At 64.8% G+C, this 13,677-nt stretch carries 12 protein-coding genes; 9 read left to right on the top strand and 3 right to left on the bottom strand.

Translation table 11 applies throughout. The features are described from left to right. Nucleotides 1-10 precede the first annotated feature (10 nt). On the bottom strand, nucleotides 11-1,045 hold the full coding sequence (locus AC1D10_RS16230; RefSeq protein ID WP_477273454.1) for an aldo/keto reductase: 1,035 nt from the start codon (nucleotides 1,043-1,045) through the stop codon (nucleotides 11-13). 185 nt (nucleotides 1,046-1,230) lie between these two features. Between AC1D10_RS16230 and AC1D10_RS16225 the strand changes: the two genes are divergently transcribed. From AC1D10_RS16225 to kdgD, 4 genes are all read left to right on the top strand, one after another. Next, nucleotides 1,231-2,322, top strand: a complete 1,092-nt coding sequence (locus AC1D10_RS16225; RefSeq protein WP_477273452.1) for a substrate-binding domain-containing protein — start codon at nucleotides 1,231-1,233, stop codon at nucleotides 2,320-2,322. Nucleotides 2,323-2,463: 141 nt separating this feature from the next. After that, nucleotides 2,464-3,537 carry an ABC transporter permease gene (locus AC1D10_RS16220; protein ID WP_477273450.1) on the top strand — a complete coding sequence of 358 codons (1,074 nt, stop codon included), beginning with the start codon at nucleotides 2,464-2,466 and terminating at the stop codon, nucleotides 3,535-3,537. After that, a complete protein-coding gene (locus AC1D10_RS16215; protein WP_477273448.1) occupies nucleotides 3,534-4,361 on the top strand; it encodes an ATP-binding cassette domain-containing protein in 828 nt (275 codons plus the stop codon). Before AC1D10_RS16220 ends, AC1D10_RS16215 begins: the two co-directional genes overlap by 4 nt. A gap of 79 nt (nucleotides 4,362-4,440) precedes the next feature. Next, entirely contained in the window at nucleotides 4,441-5,373 is a 933-nt protein-coding gene (kdgD, locus tag AC1D10_RS16210) for a 5-dehydro-4-deoxyglucarate dehydratase (RefSeq protein WP_477273446.1), read from the top strand. Between the two features lie 48 nt (nucleotides 5,374-5,421). Here the strand turns inward: kdgD and AC1D10_RS16205 are convergent, their stop codons facing one another. Beyond that, nucleotides 5,422-6,153, bottom strand: coding sequence for a FadR/GntR family transcriptional regulator (locus AC1D10_RS16205; RefSeq protein WP_379092337.1), 732 nt, complete (start codon nucleotides 6,151-6,153; stop codon nucleotides 5,422-5,424). Between the two features lie 158 nt (nucleotides 6,154-6,311). Between AC1D10_RS16205 and AC1D10_RS16200 the strand changes: the two genes are divergently transcribed. Further along, on the top strand, nucleotides 6,312-7,142 hold the full coding sequence (locus AC1D10_RS16200) for an NAD-dependent epimerase/dehydratase family protein (protein ID WP_477273443.1): 831 nt from the start codon (nucleotides 6,312-6,314) through the stop codon (nucleotides 7,140-7,142). A gap of 5 nt (nucleotides 7,143-7,147) precedes the next feature. Here the strand turns inward: AC1D10_RS16200 and AC1D10_RS16195 are convergent, their stop codons facing one another. Continuing rightward, complete coding sequence (locus AC1D10_RS16195) at nucleotides 7,148-8,743, bottom strand: GMC family oxidoreductase (protein WP_477273441.1); 1,596 nt, start codon at nucleotides 8,741-8,743, stop codon at nucleotides 7,148-7,150. A 214-nt stretch (nucleotides 8,744-8,957) separates the two neighbouring features. Between AC1D10_RS16195 and AC1D10_RS16190 the strand changes: the two genes are divergently transcribed. The 4 genes from AC1D10_RS16190 (at nucleotide 8,958) to AC1D10_RS16175 (ending at nucleotide 13,659) form a co-directional block, all read left to right on the top strand. After that, nucleotides 8,958-10,040 carry a sugar ABC transporter substrate-binding protein gene (locus AC1D10_RS16190; protein WP_477273439.1) on the top strand — a complete coding sequence of 361 codons (1,083 nt, stop codon included), beginning with the start codon at nucleotides 8,958-8,960 and terminating at the stop codon, nucleotides 10,038-10,040. A gap of 97 nt (nucleotides 10,041-10,137) precedes the next feature. Next, nucleotides 10,138-11,178, top strand: a complete 1,041-nt coding sequence (locus tag AC1D10_RS16185; protein WP_477273437.1) for an ABC transporter permease — start codon at nucleotides 10,138-10,140, stop codon at nucleotides 11,176-11,178. Nucleotides 11,179-11,183: 5 nt separating this feature from the next. Beyond that, nucleotides 11,184-12,686, top strand: coding sequence for a sugar ABC transporter ATP-binding protein (locus tag AC1D10_RS16180; RefSeq protein WP_477274107.1), 1,503 nt, complete (start codon nucleotides 11,184-11,186; stop codon nucleotides 12,684-12,686). 4 nt (nucleotides 12,687-12,690) lie between these two features. Further along, the gene (locus tag AC1D10_RS16175) at nucleotides 12,691-13,659 is read left to right on the top strand and encodes an ABC transporter permease (RefSeq protein WP_477273435.1); all 969 of its coding nucleotides are present in this window, start codon (nucleotides 12,691-12,693) and stop codon (nucleotides 13,657-13,659) included. Nucleotides 13,660-13,677: the final 18 nt, after the last annotated feature.

Raw genomic sequence — 13,677 nt, 5'->3', positions numbered from 1 at the left:
CCAGGTGCCCTCACGTTCCAGGTACGGGTGCGCTGGTTTCAATCAGCTGGGCCTGCCTGAGATCAGCCCACAAAGCCGAGGGAATATCTTCCCGCAGATAGTCCAGATTCTGTTTCAGTTCCTCGACCGATCGCGCCCCCGGAATGACGCTCGACACGATCGGATGCCCCAAAGGGAATTGCAGGGCGGCCGCCGGCAACGATACTTTGTGGCTGGCGCAGATCGCCTCGATGCGGCGGACGCGCTCAAGCACGGGTTCCGGCGCCAGCCTGGTGTTGAAGGTCGCGCCCTTGACGGCGCCCGTGGCCAGGATGCCCGAATTGTAGGGCCCGCCGATAATGATCCTGGTGCCGCGCTGTTCGCATAGCGGCAGCAAGGTCGCCAGCGGTTCCTGCTCGAGCAGGGTGTAGCGGCCGGCAAGCAGGAAATAGTCGAACGCGCCCGCCACGACGAAGTCGGACAGCATCTGCCATTGGTTGATGCCGACGCCGACCGCCTTGATGACGCCTTGCGAACGCAGTTCGTCGAGCGCCGGATAGGCGCCATCCATGGCTTCCCTGAAACGGCTTCTGGCATAGGGATCCTCGCCGGGGCCGAAATGAATGGCTTCGTCGGGATCATGGATCGAGACCATGTCGACATAGTCGGTGTCGAGGCGCTTCAGCGTTCCCTCGAGCGAGCGCATCACGGCGTCACGCGAATAGTCGAACTCGGCACGGAATGATCCGGGCTGGTCCCACAGCGCCGGCTGAAGGTCCTCTGGCGAGATCGGGACGAGGTCGTAGCCGATCTTCGACGAGATGACGATGTCGGCGCGCGGCAGCGACTTGACCGCCAGCCCAAGCCGGGTCTCGCTGACGCCAAAGCCATAGACCGGCGCGGTATCGAAATAGCGGATGCCATTGTCATAGGCCGCGTGCACCGTCTTGACCGCAGCGTCGGTGTCGACGGCGCGGTACATGTTGCCCAGCCCGGTGCCGCCGAGCCCGATCGTCGTCACCTTCAGGCCGTTCTTCGCGACAGCCCTGAATTCGATTTCAGCCATTTTCTCTTCCTGTCATCCCTGTCCATCGTGCCGGCCAAGCGGCAGCCTTTCCGCACCGTGTTGCGATCGCAAAAAGCCCGTCGTGAAACCGGTGTCGAAAAAGCATTGACACAAAAGTTATCATATAACAATGTAACCAGACGACAAATGTGGGCAAGCCCGCAAAACGAAGAGGGAGGAACCAAGTGGACGACGAAACGAAAAATCAGATGGAGATGGTGAATGCCGCCATCAGCCGGCGAAGTGCCTTCGCACTGGCCGGGAAACTCGGTCTCGGTGCCGCCGGCCTGGCCAGCGGACTGGCAGGCGCAGGACTGGCCGGCGGCATCAGCGCCGCCAAGGCGGCGGATTCATCGGCTGGACTGCCGAAGAAGCCCTACAAGTTCCACTTCGTCTGCCATGTGACGCTGGACCAGTTCTTCACGCCGACGGTCTACGGCATCCAGGACGCCTGCGCCGCCTTCGGGTGCAGCTATCAGTGGACGGGTTCGCAGAAGAACGTCGTCTCCGAGATGGTCAGCGCCATGCAGACGGCGATCGCGCAGAAATCGGACGGCATTGCCGTCTGCCTGGTCGATCCGACGGCCTTCGACGCCGCCACCGACATGGCCGCCCAGGCCGGCATTCCGGTCGTCGCCTTCAATGCCGACGTGCCGGTCGGCAGTCCCAACAAGCGGCTGTCCTATGTTGGCCAGCCGCTCTATCAGTCGGGCTACAACTCGGCGCTGAAGTGGCTGAAGCTGATCCCCAAGGGCGGCCACGTCATGCTGTCGATCGGCGTTCCCGGCTCGCTCAACACGCAGCCGCGCCTCGATGGCTACATCCAGGCGATCAAGGACAGCGGCAGCGGCGTCACTTACGATGTCGTCAACACCGGCCCCGATCCGGCAACGGAAATCTCGCGCGTCGAGAGCTATTATCTCAGCCACAAGGACGTGAAGGGCATGTTCGGCACCGGCGGTTCCGACACCTATGCCTGCGGCTTCATCTCCAACAAATATGGGCTGGTGAAAGCCGGCGGCGCCGTGGCCGGCTTCGACCTGTTCCCGCAGACGCTGGACTTCATCAAGTCGGGCGACGTCAACTTCACCACCGACCAGCAGGCCTATCTGCAGGGCTTCCTGCCGGTCCAGCAGATGTATCTCTACAAGCTGTCGGGCGGTCTCGTCGGCCCGGCCAACAGCGACACCAGCCAGGCCTATGTGACCAAGGACAATGTCGACGCCTATGTCGGCAAGTCCCGCTTCGAAGGCCGCAGCGACGTCGAGCCGACCTGACACTCAGCCAAGCGAAACGCCTACCCCGCCACGTCATTTTCCGATGACGTGGCGGGACATCGCCGGCTGCAAGCCCATGCGGCCGGCTCGCCCGCCGCCGATCCGTCCCGTCGCCCAGAATTCGAAATCAGGAAGACAAGAGTGCCGCCAATCGAACCCCTAAAAGCCCGAAAGAGCGCCGTTGGCGTCAAGGTTCCGCACACGATGACGGAAAGGCTGCTTATCCTGCTTTCCCGCTATCGCGAGGCCAGCATCGCCGTCGTCGCCATCGTGCTGGTGATCTATTTCCAGGTCGGCAGCGATGGCGGGTTCCTGTCGCCGCAGTTCATGAGCGTCGTGCTGCGCGACACCGGCCGGCTCGGCCTGATCGCCGCCGCCGAGGTCATGCTGATGATCACCGGCGAGATCGATCTTTCGCTGAGCGCCATCTTCTCGATCGCGCCCTATGTCATGGCGCTGTTGTCGGTCACCTGGGGCGTGCCTCTGGCCGTCGGCGCGGTGATCGGCGTGTTGATCGGGGTGCTGGTCGGCGCCATCAACGGCATCATCACGGTACGCTTCCGCGTGCCGTCGCTGATCACCACGGTCGGCATGCTGTTCTTCATGCAAGGCATCGTCGTCTCGATCTACAACAGCCAGCCGATCGTGGCGCCGGTCGAACAGCCCTTCAACGCGATCTTCGGGCAGAGCCTCTACCAGCCGTCGGACGCGCTGCTGTCCTGGCACGGCGTGACGGCGTTCACGCCGTTCCTGTGGACGGTGTTGATCGTGTTGGCGCTGGCCCTGGCGCTGAACCGCACCACCTTCGGCCTGCACACGATCGCGACGGGAAGCAACATCATCGGCGCCCGCGAGATCGGTGTGCGCACCGACCGGATGAAGATCTACAACTTCATGATCGCCGGCGGCTGCGCGGCGTTTGCCGGCATCATCAACACCGCCCAGTTCACATCCGCCGACCCGCAGGCCGGCAGCCCGTTCCTCACCTTGCAGGCGATCGCCGCGGCAGTCATCGGCGGCACCTCGCTGCTGGGCGGCTCCGGCACCGTCATCGGCGCCCTGATCGGCGCGTTCGTGGTCGCCTCGCTCAACAATGGCCTGGTGATGATCGGCGCCCAGGCCACCGTGTCTGACATCTATCTGGGCGCCGCCATCATCGCGGCGATGATCCTGAGCATCCAGGTCGACCGGCTGCGCACAAGGAGGCGCCTATGAACACGCAGACCATTCCGCCGCTCGCACCCGACGCGCCCGTGGTGCTGGAAATGTCCAACATCTCCAAGAGTTTCGGCGCCGTCACAGCACTTGTCGACGTCTCGATCAAGCTGCGCCAGGGCGAGGTTCTGGCCCTGGTCGGCGACAATGGCGCGGGCAAGTCGACGCTGATCAAGATCCTGTCAGGCTTTCACCAGCCCGACACCGGCACGATCGTCTCGCAAGGCAAGGAGGTGCGTTTCGCCTCGCCGCGCGATGCGCGCGCCGAGGGCATCGAGACCGTCTACCAGGACCTCGCCCTGATCGGCGACCTCAGCGTCTTCCACAACATGTTCCTCGGCCGCGAATACCATAAGCGCATTCTTGGGCTGAACCTGCTCGACAACAGGAAGATGCGCGAACAGGCGCAGATCTACCTCGACACGCTGGGCATCTCGATCCCCAGCGTCAACAGCACGGTCGACCTACTCTCGGGCGGACAGCGCCAGTGCATCGCCGTTGCCCGCTCGATCTATTCGTCGCCCAAGATCCTGGTCCTCGATGAACCGCTGGCGGCACTGGGTGTGCGCGAGAGCGCGCATGTCCTGGGCCTGATCCAGAACCTGCGCCAGCAGCGCCAGGTCTCGGTGATCCTGATCGTCCACAACTACAACCAGATCTTCGAAGTCTGCGACCGCATCAACTTCCTGCATTCCGGCGAGGTCGCGCTGGACGCGTCCACTGCCGACACCAGCGAGGAGGAATTGATCCGCATCGTCAAGTCGGGCCTTGGCCGCAAGGCGATCGACGCCGCCGCCGCCGAAGTCCGGCCCGGCATCCTATGAGCCCACCCAACGCCACGGCCGCAAAAACCTTTGCCGGCCCGACCATCCATTTGCCGGCCCCATACACGGAGTATTCGTTTTGACGTTCTCACCCACCGAGCTGACCAAATCCCTTGGCCGCGGGCTGCTGTCCTTTCCGCTGACCTTCTTCGACGACGACGGCGCCTTCAACGAAGACGGCTATCGCGCCCATGTCGCGCAACAGGGCGCTGCCGGAGCAAGCGGGCTTTTCGCGGCCGGCGGCACCGGCGAGTTCTTCTCGCTGACGCTCGAGGAATACAAGCGCGTCGTCCGCGCTGCGTCGGATGAAGTTCCCGATCACCTGCCGCTGCTGGCCGGCGTCGGCTACGGCACGCATATGGCGGTCGAGTTCGCCAAGGCCGCCGAGGCCAATGGCGCCGACGGCCTGCTGGTGCTGCCGCCCTATCTGGTCAAGTCCGAGCAGGAAGGCCTGCGCCGGCATCTGACCGCCATCTGCCGCTCGGTCGGCATCGGCGTGATCGCCTACAACAGGGACAATGCGGTGCTGACGCCCGAGACGCTCGACCGGTTGGCTCAGGACTGCCCGAATCTGGTCGGCCTCAAGGATGGCGTCGGCGACATCGAGTTGCTTACCGCCTTGCGCTACCGCATGGACGACCGCCTGATCTTCATCGGCGGCATGCCGACGGCCGAAGTCCATGCCAGTGCCGCCGCGGCCATCGGCATGACCACCTATTCGTCGGCGATCTACAATTTCGCGCCCGAGATGGCGCTGCGTTTCTTCAACGCGCTGCGGGCCGGGCGCACGGCGGAAGTCGGCGACATCATCCGCAGCTTCTTCCTGCCCTATCTCGCCATCCGCAACCGTCGCGCCGGCTATGCCGTCTCCATCGTCAAGGCCGGCGCCCGCATCGCCGGGATCGACTGCGGGCCGGTGCGGTCACCGCTTCTGGACCTGACAATAGATGAGGAGCGGCAGCTCGCGGCCCTCATGCAGTCCTGCCGCATGCCGGTCGGGGAGCTGGCGTGAGATCGGATGGGCTGGGCAAACGGATCGAAGGTCAGGTTTGACGCCGTGTTACGACCTGGCCGAACCGTCGACCATGCGGCGATAGCGCTCGCGGCCCGCCTCCAGATGCTCGCGCAAGGTGAAGCGGGCGGCTTCGACATTCTGCCGCTCGATGGCCTGATAGATGCGGCGGTGCTCCATCTGGACCTGTTCGAGGTAGAGCCGCCGCTGCTCCGGCGTCTCAGTCCGCGGGCGGATCGACTGGCGCGGAATGATGACCGGCCCGAGAAAATGCATGAAGCGCTCGAAATAGGGATTGCCGGTGGCCGAGGCGATCGCCCGGTGGAAGGCAAAGTCCGGTTCGATCGCGCTCTCGCCGGCGGCGATCGACGCGTCGATGGCATCGAGGCAATCACGCATGCGGGCAAGGTCGTCGTCGCTGCGCTTCTCGGCGGCGATGCCGGCCGCTTCGAGTTCGACGGCGAGCCGCAGCTGCAGCACGTTCTGGACTTCGGTCAGCGAGTGAAGCTCGTCGGAGACGATGCGAAATGTGGTGTTGGCCTCGTGGTCGGCGACGAACACGCCGGAACCCTGTCGGCTGACCACCAGCCCTTCCGAGCGCAGCGAAGCCATCGCCTCGCGAATCACCGTCCGGCTGACCCCGAATTGCGCGATCAGTTCCTGCTCGGTCGGCAATTTCTCGCCACTGGTCAGATGGCCGGCGCGTATTTCGCGCGCAAACCAGTCGGCCACCTGCGCCGTGCGGCTGATCTGAGGGGGAAGGCCAAAGGAACGTTTCATCGCCACCAAGCAATAAACGAACCGCTGTTCTTGGCAACCCATTATTTGTATGGTGATATGATGACATTTACGGGGCGCATGACGCGCTCAATCTCCGTTCGCCTTGCCAAGCCGGCGCGAACATGTCTCCCGATTTCCCTATCATGAAAGGACAGGGATTGGCACTCTGCGACAAACCGGTCCTGTTGACCGGAGCCTCCGGCACGATCGGACGCCTGCTCTCGGCCAGGCTGGCGGCGCTCGGCTGGACCTTGCGGCTCACCGATGTGGTGCCTCTGCCGATCCCGCTGCCGGACAAGGCAAGTTTCGACATTGCCGATCTCGAGGATCAGCAGACGGTGAACGATCTCGCCCAGGGCTGCGGGCTGATCCTGCATTTCGGCGGCATATCCACCGAACAATCCTTCGAGACGGTGCTTGGCCCCAATCTGCGCGGCAGCTTCCATATCTACGAGGCGGCGCGCAGCCAGAAGGCACGCGTGGTTTTTCCTTCCTCGGTGCACGCCGTCGGCCTTTACGAGCGGACAGAGATTCTCGACCAGGACTGCCTGTTGCGACCGGATGGCTATTACGGCCTGTCGAAGGCATATGGCGAGATGCTGGCTAGACTGTACTGGGACAAGCATGCGGTCGAAAGCGTGCTGATCCGCATCGGCTCGGTGCTGCCGGAGGTTGCGGACGAAAGGATCCTGTCGACCTGGATATCGCATGGCGACTTTGTCAGGCTGATCGAGCGTTGCGCCGAGGCCGAGCACGTCGGCTGCTCGGTGATCTGGGGGCAGTCCAACAACAGCCGTGGCTTCTGGCGGCACGATGCCAGGCGCAAGATCGGCTGGACGCCGCTCGACAGTTCCGACAGCCAGGCCGAGCGCGTCCGTGGCAAGGTGACGGACAATCCGGTCGTCGAGCGATACCAAGGCGGCAAGTTCATCGTTGTCGACTACAGCCGCGCCGACTTCCCGCCGCGCTCCATGTTCCCGGACGAATGATTTATCTACGCCGGCAATGGGCTCCGCCCGGCGATCATGTCGGCTGCCTTTTCGGCGATCATGATCACCGCTGCATTGGTGTTTGACGACACGATGCTTGGCATCACCGAACTGTCGCAGACGCGCAGGCCCTGCAGCCCGCGCAGACGAAGTTCGGGATCGACGACGCTTTGTGCATCGCCGCCCATCCGGCAGGTGCCGACAGGGTGGTAGGCGCTGCGGCCGTGCTCGCGGGCGAAGGCTTCGAGTGCCGCGCGTCCCTTCGTTGCCGCACCCGGAAGGTGTTCCCGGCTGATGTATCTGGCGAAGGCCGGCTGAGACAGGATCTCGCGGCTGATCTCGATGCCGTCGACGGCGCGCTCGAGGTCGTAGCGTTCGGCGAACGGGTTGGGATCGATGATGGGCGGATCGCGCAGATCGCCTGATCCGAGCGTGACGCTGCCGCGCGAACGGGGGCGGACATGGTAGGAATTCAGCGTGCAACCATTGCCGCCGGGAACCGAGCCGATGCCTTCCTCGACGCCGGCACCGGGCAGGAAATGAAACTGGATATCCGGCGTCTTCTCCGCCCGGTCGCCCCACCAGAAGCCGCCGGCTTCGACGATGTTGGACGCCACCGGCCCCTTGCCGAACAGCGCGTATTCGAGGCCGGCGACCGCCTGCCAGCGCTTCTTCTTGTAGCGGTCGATGCCGTGCGGCCCGTTGAGTTCGGCGACGACGTCGACATCCATGTGGTCATGCAGGTTCTGGCCGACGCCGGGCAGATCGTGGATCACCTCGATGCCGTGTGTGTCGAGATGGGCGGCCGGGCCGATGCCTGACAGCATCAAGAGTTTGGGCGAACCGATGGCGCCGGCGGTGACGATCACCTCGCGCTCGGCGCGCAGCAGCTCGGTGCGGCCATTGACGATGATCTCGACGCCGATGGCGCGGCCGTTCTCGACAACGATGCGGCTGACCGTGGCGTCGGCGCGCAACGTCAGGTTCCTGCGGCCAAGCGCCGGCCTGAGATAGGCGACCGCCGTGCTGCTGCGTTTCCCCTGACGCGTCGTCGTCTGGTAGAATCCGGTGCCTTCCTGCTGGCCGGCATTGAAATCGGCCCGGAACGGAAGACCGGCCTGCTGCGCCGCCTTGACGAAGACCCGGGTCAGCGGATGCGGCGCACCGCTGGAAACGCCGAGCGGGCCATCGATGCCGTGCTGCGGGCCGGCGAAGGTGTCGTTGCCCTCGGAGCGGCGGAAATACGGCAGCACCTCGGCGTAGCTCCAGCCCGCACAGCCATCGTCGACAGCCCAACCGTCGTAATCCTGCGGGCAGCCGCGGGTGAACACCTGGGCGTTGATCGAGGAGCCGCCGCCGAGCACGCGCGCCTGCGGATAGACCATGGTGCGGCCGTCGATCGCCTTGCCGGGCGCCGTGTCATAGCCCCAGATCAGCGGCCCTGCCGTCATCTTGAAGAAGCCGACCGGCAGATGGATGTAGCGGTCGGTGTCGCGCGGTCCGGCCTCGAGCAGGACGACGGAGATATCCGGATCCTCGCTCAGCCTGGCGGCCAGAATGCAGCCGGCCGAGCCGCCGCCGACAATGATGAAATCCGGCATTTTTCCTCCGATGCCACGGCCACAGATTACGGCAGCCTCATGTGCGCGACGATCTCAAGTCCCTTGTGCCGCGTCAAGAGAAAGGGTATGGTTGCCGTGTTGAAGGGTTGTCGTACAAGTGGAGGAACTTGGCAATCCCTCGATCGGAGGCCCGGCCGCGCTCCCCGCGCAAGCCGCCGGGCGGGAAACAGAATTCAATCGGGAGGTTCGACAAATGAAGGACAGGACAGGTTTAACGCTTTCCGGCGCAGTCAGCCGCCGGACGCTGATGATGGGCGCCACCGTCGGAATGGCGGCGCTCGCCATGCCAAAAGTTTTGCGCGCGCAGGAAAAGCCGACTTTGGTGACGTCGATCCGCTCGTTGTCCAACCCCTATCACGCGGTGTGGAAGACCGGCGCCGAGGCCTACGCCAAATGGGCCGGTCTCGAACACGTGACGCTGGTTTCGGAAGGCAACAGCGAGAAAGGCATCGCCGACATCAAGGCGATGCTGGCCAAGACCGGCGGCAACATGGTGCTCAATTCCGATCCCAACGACACGCCTGATGCACGCCCGATCGTCGAGGCCTGCGCCAAGGCCGGCGCCTATGTGGTGACGCAATGGAACAAGCCCGGGGATCTGCACCCCAAGGACTTCAACCCGAACTATGTTTCCCACATCGAGTTCGACGGCATCGAGAGCGGCAAGACCATCGCCGAGATCCTGTTCAAGACCATCGGCGGCAAGGGCGGCATCGTCGCCCTCGGCGGCCTGATCTCGACCACGGCGGCGATCGAGCGCAAGAAGGGTCTCGACGCGGCCCTTGCCGCCAATCCCGACATCAAGCTGCTCGACTTCCAGGTCGCCAACTGGAAATCGACCGAAGCCTTCGACCTGATGGGCAACCTGCTCACCCGCTTCGGCGACGACATTAAGGGTATCTGGGCCGCCAATGACGACATGGGCTCCGGCGCGCTCGAGGCGCTGCGCGCCGAAAACCTCGCCGGCAAGGTGCCGATCGTCGGCGTCGACGGCATCAAGACGGCGGTCGACGCGGTGCGCACCGGCGAGTTCGCCTGCACCGTGACCTCGGATCCATTCTGGCAGGGCGGCATGGGACTGGCCATCGGCTACAACGCCAAGATCGGCAAGTTCGACCCGGTCAAGGAGCCGCCGGAGCATCGCGAATTCTACGGCAAGGCGGTGCTGATCTCGCACGACAATGTCGAGGAATACTACAAGACCAATGTCGACGCGAAGCCGGAGATCGACTGGAACGATCTGTGGGGTCGGGTGACTGGAGCCATCCGGACCTGACCACCGGGGCGGGCTGCTGCTCCCTGGCGGCCCGCTCCCTTTTATCGTCGTCGTGCATTGCATCGGCCACTGTCATCAGCAGACGGGAAGCGGTTTCTTGACAATCCATACAGAACCCCTGAAGTCCGTTTCGGACATCGAGCGGACGACGCTTATGACATTTCTCCCCGGCCGCATCGCCACCGTGTTCGGTGGCAGGCGCTGGCGCAGCCTGGCGCCGCTGGCGGTGCTGATCGTGCTGTGCGTGCTGATCGCCATCGCCAATCACAATTTCATCGAACTGCGCAACCTGGTGCGCCTCGCCAACTCGGCCGCCGTGCCGCTGACGCTGGCGATGGGGCTGACCTTCATCATCCTGATGGGCAGCATCGACCTCTCCGTCGAAGGCACCCTGTCGGTGGCGGCGATGGTGGTCGTGCTGCTCGCCGCCAATGACGGCAATGGCAACGATTATGGCTGGTGGGCGGTGCTGGCCGCGGTCGTCGCCGGCACCGTGATGGGGTTCGTCAGCGGTCTCGTCCAGACCATGCTGCGGATCCCTTCCTTCATGGCGACGCTCGGCATGTGGTTCATCGGCCTTGGCCTGTCGGTCTATATGCTCGGCGGCTCGGCGATCCGTCTCAACGACGCCTCGATCCGCGATCTGGCGCTGACCCGCTTCCTCGGCCTGCCGCTGGCGGTGTGGGTCGCCACCGGCGCGTTCCTGCTTGCCGCCATCATCCAGTATCACACCAAGCTCGGCCGCCACATCCTGGCCATCGGCGGTGACGAGGACGTCGCCAAGCTCTCCGGCGTCAATGTGGTGCGCGTGCGCGTCACCGCCTTCGCGCTGGCCGGCTTCTTCTTCGGCATTGCCGGCGTGCTTGCCGCAGCCCAACTCGGGCAGTCGCATGCCGTCATCGGCGATGGCAGGCTGTTTGCCGCGGTCACCGCCGTCGTCGTCGGCGGCACGGCCTTGACCGGCGGCGAAGGCGGCGTCGTCAACACGCTGATCGGCGTGCTGATCGTCACCGTTCTCGCCAACGGCATGATCCTGCTCGGCATTTCGCCCTACATCCAGCAAACGGTGCAGGGCCTGATGATCATCGCCGCGGTGGCGCTGTCGCTCGACCGCGTCCGCCTCAGAATAGTCAAGTGACCGCCATGCTGCGCGCTTCCGGCATCATCAAGAATTTTCCCGGCGTCCAGGCTCTGCGCGACGTCAGTATCGAGGTCCGGCCCAACGAAGTTGTCGGGCTGATCGGCGAGAACGGCGCCGGCAAGTCGACGCTGATGCGGGTGCTGGCCGGCAGCTACCGGCCGGACGGCGGCAGCCTCACCCTCGACGGCGAGCAGCTGCGCATGCGCAGTCCGCGCGACGCGGCCCGGCACGGCATCGGCATGGTGTTCCAGGAACAGTCGCTGGTGCTCAATCTGACGGTCGCCGAAAACATCTATCTCGGCGAGGAAGATCGTTTCACCCGCTTCGGCATCGTCAACTGGCGCGCCATGAACGCGGCGGCGCGCCGCCAGCTGGCCAAGATCGGCATCGATATCGACGTCACGGCGCGCACCTCCGAGCTTACCTTCGCGGCGCGCCAGATGGTCGAACTGGCCAAGGCGCTGACCCTGGAAGAAGTGGTCGAGCGACAGCTGCTCATCCTGCTCGACGAGCCGACCTCGGTGCTCAACGCCGCAGATATCGAGGTGCTGTTCGCGCGCGTGCGGTCGCTCAAATCGCGCGCCAGCTTCGTCTTCGTCTCGCACCGTCTCGACGAGGTGCTTGCAATCTCCGACCGCGTCTACACGATGAAGGACGGCGCGGTCGTCGCCGAGCACCGCGCGGCTGATGTCACCGCGCCGGAGCTGCACGAGATCATGGTCGGGCGCGGGCTGCAGGCGGAGTATTACCGCGAGGCTCGCCAGCAGGCACCGCGCGAAACGGTCATGGTCGAGGCAAAAGGGCTGGGCGCGGGCGGCGCCTATCACGGCGTCGACCTCAAGATCAGGGCCGGCGAGATCGTCGGCATTGCCGGCGTCGTCGGCTCCGGCCGCGAAGAGGTCACGCGCACCATCGGCGGGTTCCTCCAGCACGATGCCGGTGAAATGAAGATCGCCGGCGACGCGGTGCGTTTCGGCTCGCCGGAACCAGCGGTGCGCAGGGGCATCGGCTATGTGCCGCGCGAGCGGAGGCTCGAAGGGCTGGTGATGTTCCTGTCGATCGCCGAAAACATTTCGCTGGCCGACCTGTCGAGCGTCATGCGCCATGGCGCCATCGACTATGGCAAGGAGCGCCGGCTCGCCGCCGACTGGATCAAGCGGCTGCGCATCAAGGCGCCTAGCCCCGATGCCGCCTGCCGCAAGCTCAGCGGCGGCAACCAGCAGAAGGTGGTGCTGGCGCGCTGGATGACGGCGGGCTCGCGCATCCTCGTGCTCGACCACCCGACGCGCGGCCTCGATGTCGGCGCCAAGGAGGAGGTCTACGAGCTGGTGCGCGATCTCTCCGCGCAGGGCGTGGCGATCCTTTTGATTTCCGACACGCTGGAGGAAACCATCGGCCTGTCGCACCAGGTGCTGGTGATGCGCGACGGCGAGATCACCGCGCGCTTCGATGCCAGCCCGGGCAACAAGCCGAACCAGGTCGACCTTCTGCGGGCAATGGTGTGAGCCGATGAATGACGATTTCTCCTTCAGGCGCATCTTCGAAGGCAAGTGGACACAGGGCGCCATTCCGCTGGTCCTGCTCGTCGCCCTGCTGCTAATCATCGAGATCGCCGCGCCCGGCTTTCTCACCGGCGAAACCGTGGCGCTCTTGTTCGCCAACACCGCCGTGCTGTTCATCCTGGCGACCGGCGTCACCTTCGCCATCCTGCTCGGCGGCATCGACCTGTCGATCCAGGCGGTCGCTTCGCTGGCCAGTGTCATCCTGGCGCAGTTGCTGCCCTCGCTTGGGCTGGCCGCCTTTCCGGTGGCGATCCTGTCCGGGCTCGCCTTCGGCACGTTGAGCGGCATCGTCCATGTCAAGCTGCGCGTGCCGTCCTTCGTGGCGACGCTCGCCACCGGCGGTGTCGTCACCGGCATCGCGCTGTGGGTGTCCGACGGCCGCGCTATCACCATCGAGGAAGGCGGCCGCGAAAACACCGCCTGGATCAATGCCACGGTCGCCGGCCTGCCGGTGGTGGTGCTGATTTCGGCGGTCATCGGCATCGCAAGCTTTCTGGCGCTGCGCTACACGCGCTTTGGCCGCCAGGCGATTGCGGTGGGCGCCGGTGAGCCGGCCGCATGGGCGGCGGGCATCAATGTCGACCGCACCAAGATCATCGCCTTCGCCGCCTCTGGCATGCTGGCCGCCATCGCCGGCGTCGTATTGGCGGCGCGGCTGTCGAGCGGTTCGCCGGTGCTCGCCAACCAACTGCTCTTACCGGCCATTGCCGCCGTCATCGTCGGCGGCACCGCCATCACCGGCGGGCTGGGTGGCGTTGCGCGCACGGCGGTCGGCGCGCTGATCATCTCGATCGTGCGCATCGGCATGACCTTCGTCGGCGTCAACATTTTCCTGGAAAACATGGTGTTCGGCGCGGTGCTCATCGCCGCCGTCGCCATCACCATCGACCGCAGCAAGATCGCGGTCATCAAGTGACAGAACGCTCCGCACCGC

The sequence above is a fragment of the Mesorhizobium sp. P2_A8 genome (assembly GCF_056404935.1).
Note: the sequence above shows the minus strand (reverse complement) of the source record. Positions and strands in the feature narration are given on the sequence as shown.

Coding starts and splice junctions, on each gene's coding strand:
- AC1D10_RS16230 (WP_477273454.1), bottom strand. CDS start 1,045: ATGGCTGAAATCGAATTCAGGGCTGTCGCGAAGAACGGCCTGAAGGTG.
- AC1D10_RS16215 (WP_477273448.1), top strand. CDS start 3,534: ATGAACACGCAGACCATTCCGCCGCTCGCACCCGACGCGCCCGTGGTG.
- AC1D10_RS16205 (WP_379092337.1), bottom strand. CDS start 6,153: ATGAAACGTTCCTTTGGCCTTCCCCCTCAGATCAGCCGCACGGCGCAG.
- AC1D10_RS16195 (WP_477273441.1), bottom strand. CDS start 8,743: ATGCCGGATTTCATCATTGTCGGCGGCGGCTCGGCCGGCTGCATTCTG.
- AC1D10_RS16190 (WP_477273439.1), top strand. CDS start 8,958: ATGAAGGACAGGACAGGTTTAACGCTTTCCGGCGCAGTCAGCCGCCGG.
- AC1D10_RS16180 (WP_477274107.1), top strand. CDS start 11,184: ATGCTGCGCGCTTCCGGCATCATCAAGAATTTTCCCGGCGTCCAGGCT.
- AC1D10_RS16175 (WP_477273435.1), top strand. CDS start 12,691: ATGAATGACGATTTCTCCTTCAGGCGCATCTTCGAAGGCAAGTGGACA.